This is a genomic window from Halochromatium sp. NSM3 (genome assembly GCF_059621085.1).
This window is the reverse complement of the sequence record NZ_JCAQIA010000002.1, coordinates 62,187-75,961: the sequence shown is the minus strand read 5'-3', so window position 1 is coordinate 75,961 and position 13,775 is coordinate 62,187. Positions and strand designations below refer to the sequence as shown.

Genomic DNA, 13,775 nt, shown 5'->3' with positions numbered 1-13,775 from the left:
CGTTCGGAGCAGAAGTGCCGTCGGTCTCAGCGTGCGTTCAACCACTCGCCAATTGCCGGGGTGACCTCTTTCTGCGCCTTGCCGCTGACATAGATGCCGATGTGGCCGCCGGGGAAGGCGAGTTCGGTGTAGTCCTCGCTGCCGGTCATGCCGTTGAGCGCCTTGGAGGCATCCGGCGGCACCAGATGATCCTGCAGCGCGTAGATGTTGAGTACCGGGCAGCGGATCTGTTTGAGGTCGACCGGGCGCTCACCGACACGCGCGGTGCCGTTGATGAAGGCGTTCTGCTGGTAGAAGTCCTTGATGAACTGGCGGAAGGTCTCGCCGGCCTGATCGGGGCTGTCGAAGATCCATTGCTCCATGCGCAGGAAGTTCTTGGCCTTTTCGGGCTTGTCGAGCATGTCGACCATGTTGACGTATTTCTGGCCGGTGAGACTGAACGGCTTCAGCGACAGGAAGGACCAGTTCAGCAGCTCGCCAGGGATATTGCCCATGGTGTCGACGGCGAGGTCGACATCGACGTTCTGCACCCAGTTCGAGAGCATGTTGTCGGGGGTCTTGAAGTCGACTGGGGTGACCATGGTGACCAGATTACGCACCTTGTCCGGATGCAGCGCGCTGTACATCAGGCTGAAGCTGCCGCCCTGGCAGATGCCGAGGATGTTGACCTTGTCGACGCCATGGGTGTGGCGGATGTGGTCGACGCAGCGGTCGATATAGCCGTTGATGTAATCGTCGAGGGTCAGCGAGCGGTCGGCCTGATCCGGGTAGCCCCAGTCGATCAGATAGACGTCCTGGCCGGTGGCGAGCAAACCCTTGATGGTCGAGCGATCTTCCTGGATGTCGGTCATGTAGGGGCGGTTGACCAGCGCGTAGACCACCAGCAGTGGCACCGCGTGCTGGGCCACCTCGGCCGGGCGCTGATAGCGGTAGAGCACCAGCTTGTCCTCGCGGTAGACGGCATCCTTGGCGCTGACGCCGCTGTCGATGTCGCCGGCATCGAGCAGGTTCTGCATGCCCTGACCGAGCTTGCGGCTGTAGTCGAGCATTTCCTCGCCGAGCTTGTCGGGGCGGATATCGATGGGAAACATGCGGCGGCGCTCCTGTGTCGATGGCTGGTGCGGACCCGTCTTGGTGGTGTCCGTGGTGTGCTTGGGGATTGAATCGGTGGCGGTGCGTTGGCGACTGTGGGCTGATGCATCGTTGATGGCGTTCACGGGCTTGGCGACCGTCTCGTGCGTCCTGCTGGTCGCCGTTTCAGCCGGTGCGAGGCGGCGCAGCGCGTTACGGGCCGATCCATCGACCGAACCACTGGCCGACCCACAGGGGTTTGCCGTGGCGTGCTGGCTGGTCGGCCGACGCTGCATCAGCCTTCGCTGGACTTGGTGCTCGACTTGGCGGCGGTTTTCTTGCGGGCGCTGGTCTTCTTCGCCGCACCAGTCGTGGTCGAGCCGGTGGGCGTCGCTGCGGTGGTCTTAGCGCCCGAGCTTGATCCGCTCGTGCTCGTCCTGTTGTCGCTGCTGGCAGGCGCGCCCGCTGGCAAGGTCGCGAGCCGACGCTGGATCTGATCGAGTTCTTGGCGCAACCGCTTGTTCTCGCGTCGCGTCTCCTGCAGACGATCCTGCAGGGTACGTAGTTCGCCACGGGTGGGCATGTTCATCGCGCCGAGCGATTCGTCGACCATCACCGAGAGTCGCTTCTTGAGCGCCATCTGGGCGTTGATCAGGCGGCCGTGCACGCGCGAATAGTCAGGCGTGATGACCTCATCGGCGTAGACCGCTTCGCAGCAGCCGACCCAGGTGTCGTAGAGGCTGCGGGCGGAGTTGATGGTCTCGCCGGTCTCGGACTTCTGATGCAGCTCATCGCGCAGTCGGTGCAGGGCCTTGACGCCGAGCTGATTGAAGAAGCCGCTGTAGTCCTGAAAGGCGCGCTGGTAGTCGATACCGGCGCGCATCAGGTCTTGATACTGGGCCTGCTCCTCGCGCGAATAGCCGAGGCCAGGCGCTGAGAGCATCTGCTCCAGGCCCTCTTGCATCGGGCCGCGCATCATCCCGTTTGGCATGTTGCGCAACAGGTCGCCGGGCATCATCGGCGAGAGCGACGACATCATCCGCTGCCAGTTGTCGAGCGGCATCTCCCAGAAACCGAGCATCCGGCGCAGGCTCTCGTCTTGGTCAGTGCCGATCCCGCTGAAGCCCTTCTGCATCTGCTCGATGGTCTGATTCAGCCAGTCCCAGGCGCGGGTGGCGTCGGCACCCTGGCCGAGGCCAGTATCGCCAAGCCCCTTGGTGAATTGCTCGGCGAGTCCGAAATAGGCTTGGCCCTGGTCCATCAGGCGCTGCATGAAGTCGCGCGCCGGGTCGCTGGCGGCGGGGGCGAGGGCCTTTCGCCACTGCTCCATTGCCGCTAGCCAAGGCGCCGATGCGGAGCTGCCGCTCTGGGCTCGGCCGCTGTCTAGGCCCATCGCCTGCTGGCCCATCTTGGCCAGTCCATCCCAATAGTCGCGTTGCAGCTTGAGCCAGCTGTCATCGAAGAATGCGTTTTGAGTCATGGTGCTTACCCCTGCCAGGGCCTCCTCGTATCGTGTGCGAACGAAGCTAGCACGGAAATTTGTGCACTGCAACAAAAGGCCGTAGACTCATTTACCGTGCGCCGCTAAGCACTCACCCGAGTCAGTTCACGCGTGCGCGACCCATATGCATCACTAACAAACTCTTTATGATCCTTGGCTCGTGTCAGGGGCTTGCCTCATGAGCCTGATCTTTTATTGAGTCTTATCCTGAGGAGGATATCCCATGCCAGAGAATGTCGTGATCGTCGCCGCCGTGCGCACCCCAGTCGGAAACTTCGGCGGTAGCCTTGCCTCGCTGCCGGCAACAGCGCTTGGCGCTACTGTGATCAAGGCGCTGCTGGACAAGACCGGGCTCGACCCGGAGCAGGTCGACGAGGTGATCCTCGGGCAGGTGCTGGCGGCCGGTGTCGGCCAAAATCCGGCGCGCCAGACCACGCTCAACGCCGGTCTGCCGCATAAGGTGCCGGCGATGACCATCAATAAGGTCTGCGGCAGTGGACTGAAAGCGGTGCATCTGGCGATGCAGGCGGTGGCGCTGGGCGACGCCGAGGTGGTGATCGCCGGCGGTCAGGAAAGCATGAGCCAGTCGGCGCATGTGGTCCCCGGTTCGCGTCAGGGCCAGCGCATGGGCGACTGGAAGATGGTCGATACCATGCTCAGCGATGGCCTGATGGACGCCTTCAATCAGTGCCACATGGGCGTGACGGCCGAGAACATCGCCAAACACTACGGTTTCTCGCGCGATCTGCAGGATCAGTTCGCCGCCGCTTCACAGCAGAAGACCGAGCAAGCACAGGCCGCCAATCGCTTCGCCGATGAGATCGTGCCGGTCACGGTGCCGCAGCGCAAGGGCGATCCGGTGATCTTCGAGCGCGATGAGTTCCCGCGCGCGGGCACCAGTGCCGAGACCCTAGGCAAATTGCGCCCGGCCTTCGATAAGGAAGGCACGGTGACCGCTGGTAACGCCTCCGGCGTCAACGATGGCGCCGCTGCGGTCATGGTGATGAGCGAATCCAAGGCCAAGGCGCTGGGCCTAACCCCGCTGGCGCGGGTGGTCGCCTTCGCCAGCGCTGGGGTCGACCCGGCGATCATGGGCACCGGCCCGATCCCGGCCTCGACCAAGTGCTTGGAGAAGGCCGGTTGGACGGTCGCCGATCTGGACCTGATCGAAGCCAACGAGGCGTTTGCCGCGCAGGCGCTCTCAGTCAACCAGGAGATGGGCTGGGATGAGGACAAGGTCAACGTCAACGGTGGCGCGATCTCGATCGGCCATCCGATCGGCGCCTCTGGGGCCCGCGTGCTGGTGACCCTGCTGCACGAGATGCAGCGGCGTGATGCGAAGAAGGGGCTGGCCACACTCTGCATCGGCGGTGGTCAAGGCGTGGCCTTGGCGGTCGCACGCGACTGAGCTGCACTCGATCGCTGAACTGCCCAGCGAGCCGGCTTGGACCGCTTGGGAGCCGGCTCCGGCTGGTGGGCTGTTTCAGCGTACCGTTCCAGCCGGGTCCGGCCCCAGCGTCTCAGCAATGGCGGTTGGGATGGGCGCGCCGGCATTGTCTGTGTCTGTCGGGTGCCGTGCGTTGATCCCACACAGTTTGCGCGTCTTCGCGCTGGGCTACACTGGATCGATGTAGTCAGTGACCCAGCAGGTTCATGCGATGACCGCCGAGCGCATCATCAAGAAATATCCGAATCGGCGGCTCTACGACACCGAGTTGAGCCGCTACATCACGCTAGCGGACGTGCGCGCACTGGTGATGCAGGGAACCCCATTCCGGGTCTTGGATACCGCCAACGAAGCGGACCTCACGCGCTCGATTCTCCTGCAGATCATGCTCGAGGAGGAGACCGGCGGTGAGCCGCTGTTCAGCGCTAACATGCTGGCGCAAATCATCCGCTTCTATGGCGGCACCATGCAGGGGATGTTTGCGCATTATCTCGAGCAATCGCTCGAGGCCTTTGCGCGCCAGCAGCAGCATCTTGCCGAGGATCTCGGCACCAAACCCTTTGAACTCATCGGCCGCATGACCGAGCGCAACCTCGAACTCTGGGCCAATGCGCAGAAGGAATTCCTCCGTGCTGCTGGCTTGGACCACGGCGACCCTGGGCCGACTCCAGATTCTGACGCTGAGTAGAGCGGGCTCTCTCTCTGGGCAAGCCCTGAGTGCTTCCACAGCACCGATACCCATGCACGCTGTCAGGCCACTGCCGGTGGCGACGTTCGCTCGAATCAGCAACGCGTGCTTGTCGATTGCTGCACTGCAACATTTTTTCTCGATGAGCCTTGACAGTGCTTCTGGTGGCGACTATTGTGCACTGCAACAAATGCTGCACTGCACAAACCGGAGCACTGCGATGAACCTGAATGACAACATGAAGACCCTGAACGACCTCACCAACAACAGCGTTGAGCGGATGACCGCGCTGGGCGAGCTGAACATGAAGGTCGCCGAGCGCATGGCGACCCGTCAGATGGATCTGTTCGGCCGTTGGATGGAGCAGGGCACCAAGCTAATGCGCGCGGCTACCGAGGCGCGCGGCTACAGCGATCTGTACAAGACCCAGGTCGACATGACCAAGGAGACCAGCGAGCAGATGATGGCTGAGTCGAAGACCAGCCTGCAGTTCGCGACCGAGACCCGTGACGAGTACCGCGCCTGGTTCGAGGCCACCATGGCCGAGATGCGCAAGGGCGGCAGCCTGGTCGAGGCGACGGCCAAGGCCTGAAGGGCGAGCGTCGGGAGTGAGCCCTGGGTGCTGGGCGGGTCGTCGGGCTCCCCCACTCCCGCCGCAGCCCCATCATCGCTCGTTGCAGACTCGGGATTGACGACTATGACTGACTCAAACAAACCGGCTGGCCGGGTGGCCTTGGTCACCGGCGGCATTGGCGGCATTGGCACCGCCATCTGCCAACGCTTGGCGCAAGACGGCTGGCGCGTGGTGGCGAATCATCACCCGTCCGAGCAAGAGGCCGCGCAGGCTTGGCGCAACGATCTGGCCGGCGAAGGCCTGAGCGTCGACACCATCGCTGCCGACGTCTCCAATTTCGAGGATTGCGGGCGGATGATCGCCGCCATCAAGGCCGATCAGGGGCCTGTCTCGGCGCTGATCAACTGCGCCGGCATCACCCGCGACAAGACCTTCAAGAAGATGGACGAGGCGCAGTGGCGCGCGGTCATCGACGTGAACCTCAACAGCGTCTTCAACGTTACCCGTCAGGTGTGGGAAGACATGCTCGAGGCCGGCTTCGGTCGCGTGGTCAACATCTCCTCGGTGAACGGGCAACGCGGCCAATTTGGCCAGGCCAACTATGCTGCGGCCAAGGCCGGCATGCACGGCATCACCATGACGCTGGCGCAAGAAGGCGCGGCGAAGGGCGTCACCGTGAACACGGTCTCGCCAGGCTACGTCGAAACACCGATGACCTTGGCGATGCGTGATGACGTGCGCGAGGCCATCGTCGCCAGCGTGCCGATGCGCCGCATGGGTCGTCCGGAAGAGATCGCGAGCGCGGTCGCATTCTTGCTCGATGAGGCCAACGGTTATGTCACCGGCGTCAATCTGCCGGTCAATGGTGGCCTCTTCATGCACTGACGCCGTCAGGCGCTCACTGTGGCAAATCCTGATCGGCTGCATGGGCAGCCGGTCAGCTCAGTGTCCTCCTCGTCTCTCTCCCAAGAGACAGTTCGGCCCGGCATTCCCCCTGCCGGGCCTTTTTTGTGTACGCATCACCAAGGGATCGGCTCGCCGTGACGGAAGAAGCCACCGCTCGGTCCATCAGCGGGCAGGGTCGCGGCCCAGAGGATGCCTTTGACACCTTCCTCGATGCTCAGGTGTGCATTTGACCCGCCCATCTCGGTGCGGACCCAGCCTGGGCAGACCGAGTTGATCTTGATGCCGCTGTCGGCGCCAAGTTCGTCGGCAAAGATGCGGGTCACCGCGTTCAGCGCGGTCTTCGAGAGTCGATAGGCGGGGCAGAAGCCGTTCATGTCGCTGAGCTGGCCCATCCCGGACGCGATGTTGACGATTCGCCCCTCGCTGTTCATCAGCGGGATCAACAGTTGGCACAGGCGCAGGGCGGCGAGCGTATTGGTCTCGAAGGCGCGCCGAATCGGCTCGAGATCGGCCCGCAGGATGCTCGATTGGGGATCACCAGGCGCTGGGTCGGGAAAGATGCCGGCGTTATTGACCAGCACGTCTAAGCGTCCGAACCTCTGCTGAATGCGATCGCGGAGCGCGAGGCGTGAGGTCTCTTCAGTGACGTCCAACAGATCGAAACTCACAGTCAGCCCCTCCTGGACAAGCGCGTCGACGGCCGCCTGACCTTCTGCTCCGCGTCTTGCGCCGAGCACGACCTGATAGCCTTGCTGAGCGAGCTGGCGGCAGGTCTCATAGCCGAGGCCACGGTAGGCGCCGGTGACGATGGCGACGGGTTGATCGGGCATGGGTCAGTCCTCCGGATAAGGGTGGGTCTTGGCGCTGGCGGTCTTGGTGCCGCGCCCGCGTGCGAGGAGTGCTTGCCGGCACTGCCTGCGACAGTGCAACATATCGTCTTTCCTGTATAGAGCACTGCACGCATCCATCATGAAGAGTTGTCAGATGAAAAGCTATCAAGCCGGTTTTACGTTGATCGAACTGATGATCGTTGTGGCCATTATCGGCATCCTGGCAGCGATTGCGGTCCCTTCTTATCAAGGCATCCAAAAGTCTTCTGCAGAAAAAGCCTGTTTGGCTGAGGCTTCAGCCTACGCGAAATCGCAGCTTGCGAAAGTAACGCTTGATCCGAGTATTACCGATGAAGATGGAGGAGGTTTTGATGCGCCTCCGTCGGATGGTGCATGTGCTTCAATTGATAACCCGGATGATATAGGAGATGATGGTATAATTACTGCAGAACCTAAACCCCCTGGAAAATTAGGTATAACTTGTAACATGGACACGGGTAATTGCTCATTGGATGATGCATGATGACACCAGTGGTGATAATGATATGGATAATCGCGGCGAACGATAATCGTTGAAGATGACAGATTATGCAGCAGGCTTTTTTAAGCCTGAACGTTTATCGCATCACTCTCACGGACTTGCCGGTCGTAAAAAATGCGATCGGCTTTCACTTGCGAGCGATTTTCATCGCCGCTGATTCGTCTCTAATCGCGGCCTCGCTTACCAGCATCAGCCTGAATCGGCCGCGTTTCCGTCTTTGTTGTCGTCTTTGTCTTCACTCAACTGAGCGCTCCCATCATGCCTCTGCAGGGTCGCTTCCGGTGGCAGTCCGGTCTCGCCGCGCTCGCGCAAGTGGAGCGCGGCCTTGGCCATGAGGTGGGCGCTGACCGGGGCGGTGATGAACAGGAAGACGGCGACCAAGACCTCGTGCAATGAGATCCCTGGCATTGTCCAGCTAAAGAAGATCGCCGAGGCGATGAGCAGGCTGCCGACGCCGAGAGTGGTGGCCTTGGTTGGCGTATGCAGCCGCTCATAGAAATCGCGCAGGCGCACGAGGCCGATCGAACCCAAGCAGGTGAAGGCGGCGCCGATGAGAATCAGCACCGCGATCAGCGATTCCATCAACAGATCCATGGGTGACTCCTATTCGATGATGTCGCCACGGGTGAGGAATTTGGCCAGGGCGACAGTGCCGATGAAACCGAACAATGCGATCAGCAGTGCGGCCTCGAAGTAGAGGCTGCTGGCGAGCTTGATATCGAGCAGCACCAGCAACGCGATCGTATTCACATAGAGGGTATCCAGTGCCAGGATGCGGTCCGGCTTATCCGGCCCGATGATCAGCCGCCAGAGCGATAACAACACCGCTGCGGTCACCAGCAGGAAGCCGATTGTGAGCGCCGAGTTCAGAATCAAACCGGTTTCGGTCAAGTCGCTCATCACCTTATCTCCATTGACTCTGGGCTTGCATCACTGGGCTTGCAGCATGCGGCGTGGCGCCTCGATCAAGTCTGATCAACGCTGCTCCAATGCGTCGAGCAAAGGCTGTTCATAGCGCTTGCGGATATCGGCGATGATCGCGTCTGGATCATTGCCCTGTAACGCGTGGATGATAAGTTCACTGCGGTCGGGACTGAGCGAGGCCGAGACGGTGCCGGGCGTCAAGGTAACAATATTCGCCAGCAGGCTGATGCCAACATTACCCTGGAGCCGCAGCGGCATGCGGATGAAGGCTGACTCAATACGCGCCATCGGCCCCACGATGAGCCGCGCGACCGCGATGTTCGCAACGACGATATCGACGAGCACGGTGCCGGCCAGCCGCAGCAGCGACAATGGTCGACGGATGCGCACCTGCGCGGTCCAGAAGCGCGCCGTGTAGAGCGGGATCAGCCAGGCGAGCAGGGCGCCGAGCAGGATCTGACCGGGCGCGACCGAATTGACCAACAGCAGCCAGAGGCCAAGCAGCATCAACGACAGGATCGGGTGCGGCAGAAGCGGTTTCATCAGTGTGCGGGCATGGCTTGATCTGTCGGCTGATGGACCTTGGTTCGCCGTGGCTCGGCCATTTCGGCCATTTCTGCTGGCTCGGCGTCGGCTTCGGTGTCAGTGGGCTCGGCGCTCAGCACCGCCTCGATATATCCACCGGGGTTGACCAATTGCGTGGCCGCAGCCTGTGCGTAGCCGTGGATCGGACTCGCGAAGACGACGAACAGCAGGCTGATACCGGCGAGCGCGGCGACCGGCACCAGATTGGCCACATTGGGCAAGATCGCTGTCCTGGCATGGGTATCGGTCTTGAAGAACAGCGTGCTGCCGGCACGGGCCAGGGCCATGAGTGTCAACAGGCCAGTGATCAGCACGATCGCCAGGATCCAGGGCATCGCCGCCGAGCCGAGACTCGCCTCGAGGATCAGCACCTTGCCGATGAACCCCGACAGTGGTGGCAGACCGGCGACCGCGAGCGCCAACACTAGGAATAGCCCGCCGAGCAGATTCGCGGCTGGCAGCATGGGCCCGGCGCGCAGCTCATCGCCGAAGGCGCCCCGGGTGCGGGCCACATTCTCGGTGAGCATGAACAGGGCTGCGGCGACCAGGGTTGATTGGAATGTGTAGTAAAGGCCAGCGCTCAGCGCCGCCTCGCCGCCGATGCCGAAGGCGGTCAGGATGCTGCCGGCGGAGACCACCACGAGATGTGAGACCAACAGGGCCAGGCGCTGGCTGGCGAGCGCGCCAAGGGTGCCGACAACGATGGTGATCAGCCCGAGCACCAGCATCCAAGGGTCGACCAGTCCGGCGAGCGGACCGGCGTCGGCGCCAAAGATCAGGCTGTAGACACGCAGGATTGAGTATGCGCCGACCTTGGTCATGATCGCGAACAAGGCGACCGAGGCCGGTCCGGCCGCCGAATAGGCGCCGGGCAGCCACAGATGCAGTGGCGCCAGCGCCGCCTTGAGCGCGAAGACTAGGAACAGCAACAGCGCCGCCGCGCGCACCAGCCCGAGATCATCTGGCTCCAACACCGCGACCCGCTGCGAGAGATCGGCCATGTTCAGGGTGCCGAGCACACCGTAGAGGGTGCCCACCGCGAACAGGAACAGGCTCGAGCCGACCAGGTTGATCACCACGTAATGCAGGCCGGCACGACTGCGCGCGGCGCCACAGCAATGCAGCAGCAGCCCGTAAGAGGCGATCAGCAGGATCTCGAAGAAGACGAAGAGATTGAACAGGTCGCCGGTCAGGAAGGCGCCGTTCAGCCCCATCAGCAGGAATTGGAACAGCACATGGAACTGGCGGCCACGGCGATCGCTGCCCTGGATCGCGTGCATCATCGCGAACAGTGCCAGCACCGAGGTCAGTAGCACCATCCCAGCCGCGAGCCGGTCGGCGACCAGCACGATGCCATAGGGCGCGGCCCAGTTGCCGAGCTGATAGACCAGGATCTCGCCATCGGCGACCTGGAACAAAAGCCAGAGCGACACGCCGAGCAACAACTGAACACCGAGCATGCTGAGGGTGCGCCGCAGGGGCGTAGCGCTTCCGCGCAACAGCACCAGAAGCGTACCGGTCAGCAGTGGCACCAAGATCGGCGCGATCACCACATGGGCGGTGAGTCCGCTCATGGCCCGCGCCCGTCCACATGGTCGTTGCCGAGGTCGGCGCGCGCGCGCAGGGCGAGCACGACGACGAAGGCGGTCATGCCGAAGCCGATCACGATCGCGGTCAGCACTAACGCCTGCGGTAGTGGATCGGCATAGGCCGAGCGGCCCGGTTCGATGATCGCCGGTACCCCGATGCTCAAGCGTCCCATCACGAACAGGAACAGGTTCACCGCATAGGAGAGCAGGGTGATGCCGAGCACGACCGGAAAGGTGCGCGCCCGCAACAGCAGATAGATGCCGCAACCGGCGAGCAGGCCGACGACCAGGGCGATGAGCGCTTCCATCAGGGATTGGGGTCGCTGTTGGAGATTGGTGCCCGACGTTGCATCAGGCCGATGCGGCCGAGCCGGATCAGGATGACCAGGGTGATGCCGATTACGACCAGCATGACGCCGATGTCGAACAGCATCGCCGAGGCCAGCTCAATATCGCCCAAGATCGGCAGATGCAGATGGCCATGGGCCGAGGTCAGGAACGGGGCACCGAAATACCAGCTGCCGAGTCCGGTGGCGGTTGCGATCAGTAGGCCCAGGCCGATCAGCGGATGCAGCTCGCCGGACAGGCGCGTCTGGGTCCAGACGATGCCATTGGCGAGGTACTGCATCACCAGCGCCACCGCGATGATGAGTCCGGCGATGAAGCCGCCACCCGGCAGGTGATGCCCGCGCAGCAGGATGAATACCGCGACCATCAGGGCCAGTGGCAGCAGCAGGCGCGAGAAGGTGGCCAGGATCAGCGGGTGGGCATCGCTGCTCCAGAGACGCCCCTGGGCATCGGTGCGCGGGGCCTTGAGGCGCAGATCGCGCAGCATCATGTAGATGCCGATCGCCGCGATCGCGAGCACCGTGATCTCACCGAGGGTGTCGAAGCCGCGAAAGTCGACCAGGATGACGTTGACGACATTGGTGCCACCGCCACCGGGCACGCTGTTGCGCAGGAGCCAATCGGAGATGCTGTCGTAGGGACGGGTCAGCACCGCCCAGGTCAGCACTGTGGTCAGGCCGCCGCCAAGCAGCGCCAGCAGCAGATCGCGCAGCTTGCGCGGCAGCGAGGACTCGCGTGGCGTCTCGGCCGGCAGGAAGTGCAGCGCCAGCAACAGCAGGATGATGGTCACCATCTCCACCGCGAGCTGAGTGAGCGCTAGGTCCGGCGCCGAAAACTTGACGAAGGCGAGCGCGATGATCAACCCAACCACGCTCAGCATCACCAGCGCGGTCCAGCGCTGTCGGTGCAGGACCACGGTGCCAAGGGCGCCCACCGCGAGACAGAAGGCGGCGGCCGCGCTGACCGGGTCGAGCGGCGTCAGGGGCGCGCTGCCGGTCAGGGGCATGCCCCAGAAGCCCAGCAGCAGCATGCTTGCGGCGGCGATGATCAGCACCGCGAGCATGTCCTGCAGCGAGCTGCGATGGATCAGATGATCGAGCACCCGGCTGCCCCGGAACAGCGCGCGCTCCCAGACCTCGAACAGCCAGCGCGCATCGAGCTGGCCGAGCGTGCGCTCGTGCCAGCGGAACAGCGGCCGTCGAATCGCGTAGATCAGCGCACCGCCGGACAGCGCCAGCATGCTCATGCCGAGTGCTGGTGTGAGCCCGTGCCAGACCTTGAGGCTATAGGTCGGCAGAGGCGCCTGCAGCGTGGCGCCGGCCGCGACCGCGAGCAGCGGCCCGAAGGTCAGGCTCGGAAAGATGCCGACCGCGATGCAGATCACCACCAAGATCTCGACCGGCACGCGCATCCAACGCTCAGGCTCATGCGGGGTGCGCGGCAGGTCGGTCGGGGTGCCGTTGAAGAAGACGTCGTGGATGAAGCGCAGCGAGTAAGCGACCGCGAGCGCGCCGGCGATGGTCGCCAGCACCGGCAGCAACCAGGTGCTCTCCTCGAAGGTGGCCATGTAGACGGTCTTCTCGAAGAACATCTCTTTCGAAAGGAAGCCATTGAGCAGTGGCACGCCCGCCATGGCGGCGGCGGCGATCATTGCCAGCAGACCGGTCTGCGGCATGAACTTCCAGAGACCGGCCAGGCGGCGCATATCACGCGTGCCGGCCTCGTGATCGATGATCCCGGCGGCCATGAACAGCGACGCCTTGAAGGTGGCGTGGTTCATGATGTGGAACAGGCCAGCCACCGCGGCCAGCGGGGTGCCGATGCCGAACAGCAGCGTGATCAGGCCGAGATGACTGATGGTCGAATAGGCCAGCAGCCCCTTGAGGTCATGCTTGAACAGCGCGGTGTAGGCGCCGATCAGCAGCGTGGCCATGCCGGTGGGCGCGACCAGCCAGGTCCAGGCCTCGGAGCCGGAAAGGGCCGGGAATAGGCGCGCGAGCAGGAAGACGCCAGCCTTAACCATGGTCGCCGAGTGCAGATAGGCGCTGACCGGGGTGGGTGCCGCCATGGCATGCGGCAGCCAGAAATGGAACGGGAATTGCGCCGATTTGGTGAAGACGCCGAGCAGGATGAGCACCAACGCCGGTAGGTAGAGCGGGTGCGCGTGGATGATCTCACGCGCGCCCAGCACGGTGCTGAGGTCATAGCTGCCGACGATCTCGCCGAGCAGCAGAATGCCGCCGAGCAGCGCCAGGCCGCCACCGCCGGTGATCGCCAGCGCCATGCGCGCACCACGCCGCGCGTCTTCGCGCTGGCGCCAATAGCTGATCAGCAGGAACGAGCTGATGCTGGTCAGTTCCCAGAACATCAGCAGCTGGATCAGGTTCTCGGACATCACCAGCCCGAGCATCGCGCCCATGAACAACAGCAGATAGGCGTAGAAACGGTCCATGGGATCACGCTCCGCCAAGTACCAGCGCGCGTAGAGGATCACCAACAGGCCGATGCAGAGGATCATCAGCACGAACAGCAGTGCCAGCCCGTCGAGCCGGAAGCCGAGCGACAGCCCCAGCGCTGGCAGCCAGTCCAGTTGCCAGATCAGGGTCTCACCCTGCATCACCGCCCAGGCCGGGGCGACCAGCAACGCCAGTGCCGACACGGCGACGCCGCCGGTGACCCAGGCCGACCACAGCCGCCCGCTGGTGGCCGCCCAGGGCGGCAACAGGGCGCCGATGAACGGGAGCAGGACGATCAGCGGCAGATGGGTCATC

General features: G+C 63.3%; 14 protein-coding genes. 5 read left to right on the top strand and 9 right to left on the bottom strand.

Annotated elements, in window-relative coordinates; all coding sequences use genetic code 11:
- Positions 1-26: 26 nt before the first annotated feature.
- Both AC54T3_RS01505 and phaE read right to left on the bottom strand, forming a co-directional pair.
- A complete protein-coding gene (locus AC54T3_RS01505; RefSeq protein ID WP_496621751.1) occupies positions 27-1,091 on the bottom strand; it encodes a class III poly(R)-hydroxyalkanoic acid synthase subunit PhaC in 1,065 nt (354 codons plus the stop codon).
- Positions 1,092-1,366: 275 nt separating this feature from the next.
- Entirely contained in the window at positions 1,367-2,551 is a 1,185-nt protein-coding gene (phaE, locus tag AC54T3_RS01500) for a class III poly(R)-hydroxyalkanoic acid synthase subunit PhaE (protein WP_496621749.1), read from the bottom strand.
- 244 nt (positions 2,552-2,795) lie between these two features.
- On the opposite strand from phaE, the gene AC54T3_RS01495 reads away from it, so the two are divergent.
- The 4 genes from AC54T3_RS01495 to phbB all read left to right on the top strand — a co-directional run bounded on the left by AC54T3_RS01495 (position 2,796) and on the right by phbB (position 6,166).
- Positions 2,796-3,980, top strand: a complete 1,185-nt coding sequence (locus tag AC54T3_RS01495; protein ID WP_496621748.1) for an acetyl-CoA C-acetyltransferase — start codon at positions 2,796-2,798, stop codon at positions 3,978-3,980.
- 250 nt (positions 3,981-4,230) lie between these two features.
- Entirely contained in the window at positions 4,231-4,707 is a 477-nt protein-coding gene (gene phaR, locus AC54T3_RS01490) for a polyhydroxyalkanoate synthesis repressor PhaR (protein WP_496621885.1), read from the top strand.
- 220 nt (positions 4,708-4,927) lie between these two features.
- A complete protein-coding gene (locus AC54T3_RS01485; protein ID WP_496621746.1) occupies positions 4,928-5,299 on the top strand; it encodes a phasin family protein in 372 nt (123 codons plus the stop codon).
- Positions 5,300-5,404: 105 nt separating this feature from the next.
- Entirely contained in the window at positions 5,405-6,166 is a 762-nt protein-coding gene (gene phbB, locus AC54T3_RS01480; protein ID WP_496621744.1) for an acetoacetyl-CoA reductase, read from the top strand.
- 134 nt (positions 6,167-6,300) lie between these two features.
- On the opposite strand, the gene AC54T3_RS01475 is transcribed toward phbB, so the two are convergent.
- On the bottom strand, positions 6,301-7,017 hold the full coding sequence (locus AC54T3_RS01475; protein ID WP_496621742.1) for an SDR family oxidoreductase: 717 nt from the start codon (positions 7,015-7,017) through the stop codon (positions 6,301-6,303).
- A gap of 154 nt (positions 7,018-7,171) precedes the next feature.
- Between AC54T3_RS01475 and AC54T3_RS01470 the strand changes: the two genes are divergently transcribed.
- Positions 7,172-7,540, top strand: a complete 369-nt coding sequence (locus tag AC54T3_RS01470) for a prepilin-type N-terminal cleavage/methylation domain-containing protein (protein ID WP_496621741.1) — start codon at positions 7,172-7,174, stop codon at positions 7,538-7,540.
- A gap of 207 nt (positions 7,541-7,747) precedes the next feature.
- On the opposite strand, the gene AC54T3_RS01465 is transcribed toward AC54T3_RS01470, so the two are convergent.
- The 6 genes from AC54T3_RS01465 to AC54T3_RS01440 all read right to left on the bottom strand — a co-directional run bounded on the left by AC54T3_RS01465 (position 7,748) and on the right by AC54T3_RS01440 (position 13,774).
- Positions 7,748-8,152: a Na+/H+ antiporter subunit G gene (locus AC54T3_RS01465; protein WP_496621739.1), complete on the bottom strand. Its 405-nt coding sequence runs from the start codon at positions 8,150-8,152 to the stop codon at positions 7,748-7,750.
- A 9-nt stretch (positions 8,153-8,161) separates the two neighbouring features.
- Entirely contained in the window at positions 8,162-8,458 is a 297-nt protein-coding gene (locus AC54T3_RS01460) for a K+/H+ antiporter subunit F (protein WP_496621737.1), read from the bottom strand.
- A 75-nt stretch (positions 8,459-8,533) separates the two neighbouring features.
- The gene (locus tag AC54T3_RS01455) at positions 8,534-9,025 is read right to left on the bottom strand and encodes a Na+/H+ antiporter subunit E (RefSeq protein ID WP_496621736.1); all 492 of its coding nucleotides are present in this window, start codon (positions 9,023-9,025) and stop codon (positions 8,534-8,536) included.
- Positions 9,025-10,641 (bottom strand): monovalent cation/H+ antiporter subunit D, encoded by a 1,617-nt coding sequence (locus AC54T3_RS01450; RefSeq protein ID WP_496621735.1) that lies wholly within the window; start codon positions 10,639-10,641, stop codon positions 9,025-9,027. Before AC54T3_RS01450 ends, AC54T3_RS01455 begins: the two co-directional genes overlap by 1 nt.
- Positions 10,638-10,964 carry a Na+/H+ antiporter subunit C gene (locus tag AC54T3_RS01445; protein WP_496621733.1) on the bottom strand — a complete coding sequence of 109 codons (327 nt, stop codon included), beginning with the start codon at positions 10,962-10,964 and terminating at the stop codon, positions 10,638-10,640. The genes AC54T3_RS01450 and AC54T3_RS01445 overlap by 4 nt, the downstream gene beginning before the upstream one ends.
- Positions 10,964-13,774, bottom strand: coding sequence for a monovalent cation/H+ antiporter subunit A (locus AC54T3_RS01440; RefSeq protein WP_496621731.1), 2,811 nt, complete (start codon positions 13,772-13,774; stop codon positions 10,964-10,966). Before AC54T3_RS01440 ends, AC54T3_RS01445 begins: the two co-directional genes overlap by 1 nt.
- Position 13,775: the final 1 nt, after the last annotated feature.

What these genes read in the sequence shown, in the direction of transcription:
- AC54T3_RS01505 (WP_496621751.1), bottom strand. Translation starts at nt 1,091, where the DNA reads ATGTTTCCCATCGATATCCGCCCCGACAAGCTCGGCGAGGAAATGCTC.
- phaE (WP_496621749.1), bottom strand. Translation starts at nt 2,551, where the DNA reads ATGACTCAAAACGCATTCTTCGATGACAGCTGGCTCAAGCTGCAACGC.
- AC54T3_RS01495 (WP_496621748.1), top strand. Translation starts at nt 2,796, where the DNA reads ATGCCAGAGAATGTCGTGATCGTCGCCGCCGTGCGCACCCCAGTCGGA.
- phaR (WP_496621885.1), top strand. Translation starts at nt 4,231, where the DNA reads ATGACCGCCGAGCGCATCATCAAGAAATATCCGAATCGGCGGCTCTAC.
- AC54T3_RS01485 (WP_496621746.1), top strand. Translation starts at nt 4,928, where the DNA reads ATGAACCTGAATGACAACATGAAGACCCTGAACGACCTCACCAACAAC.
- phbB (WP_496621744.1), top strand. Translation starts at nt 5,405, where the DNA reads ATGACTGACTCAAACAAACCGGCTGGCCGGGTGGCCTTGGTCACCGGC.
- AC54T3_RS01475 (WP_496621742.1), bottom strand. Translation starts at nt 7,017, where the DNA reads ATGCCCGATCAACCCGTCGCCATCGTCACCGGCGCCTACCGTGGCCTC.
- AC54T3_RS01470 (WP_496621741.1), top strand. Translation starts at nt 7,172, where the DNA reads ATGAAAAGCTATCAAGCCGGTTTTACGTTGATCGAACTGATGATCGTT.
- AC54T3_RS01465 (WP_496621739.1), bottom strand. Translation starts at nt 8,152, where the DNA reads ATGGATCTGTTGATGGAATCGCTGATCGCGGTGCTGATTCTCATCGGC.
- AC54T3_RS01460 (WP_496621737.1), bottom strand. Translation starts at nt 8,458, where the DNA reads ATGAGCGACTTGACCGAAACCGGTTTGATTCTGAACTCGGCGCTCACA.
- AC54T3_RS01455 (WP_496621736.1), bottom strand. Translation starts at nt 9,025, where the DNA reads ATGAAACCGCTTCTGCCGCACCCGATCCTGTCGTTGATGCTGCTTGGC.
- AC54T3_RS01450 (WP_496621735.1), bottom strand. Translation starts at nt 10,641, where the DNA reads ATGAGCGGACTCACCGCCCATGTGGTGATCGCGCCGATCTTGGTGCCA.
- AC54T3_RS01445 (WP_496621733.1), bottom strand. Translation starts at nt 10,964, where the DNA reads ATGGAAGCGCTCATCGCCCTGGTCGTCGGCCTGCTCGCCGGTTGCGGC.
- AC54T3_RS01440 (WP_496621731.1), bottom strand. Translation starts at nt 13,774, where the DNA reads ATGACCCATCTGCCGCTGATCGTCCTGCTCCCGTTCATCGGCGCCCTG.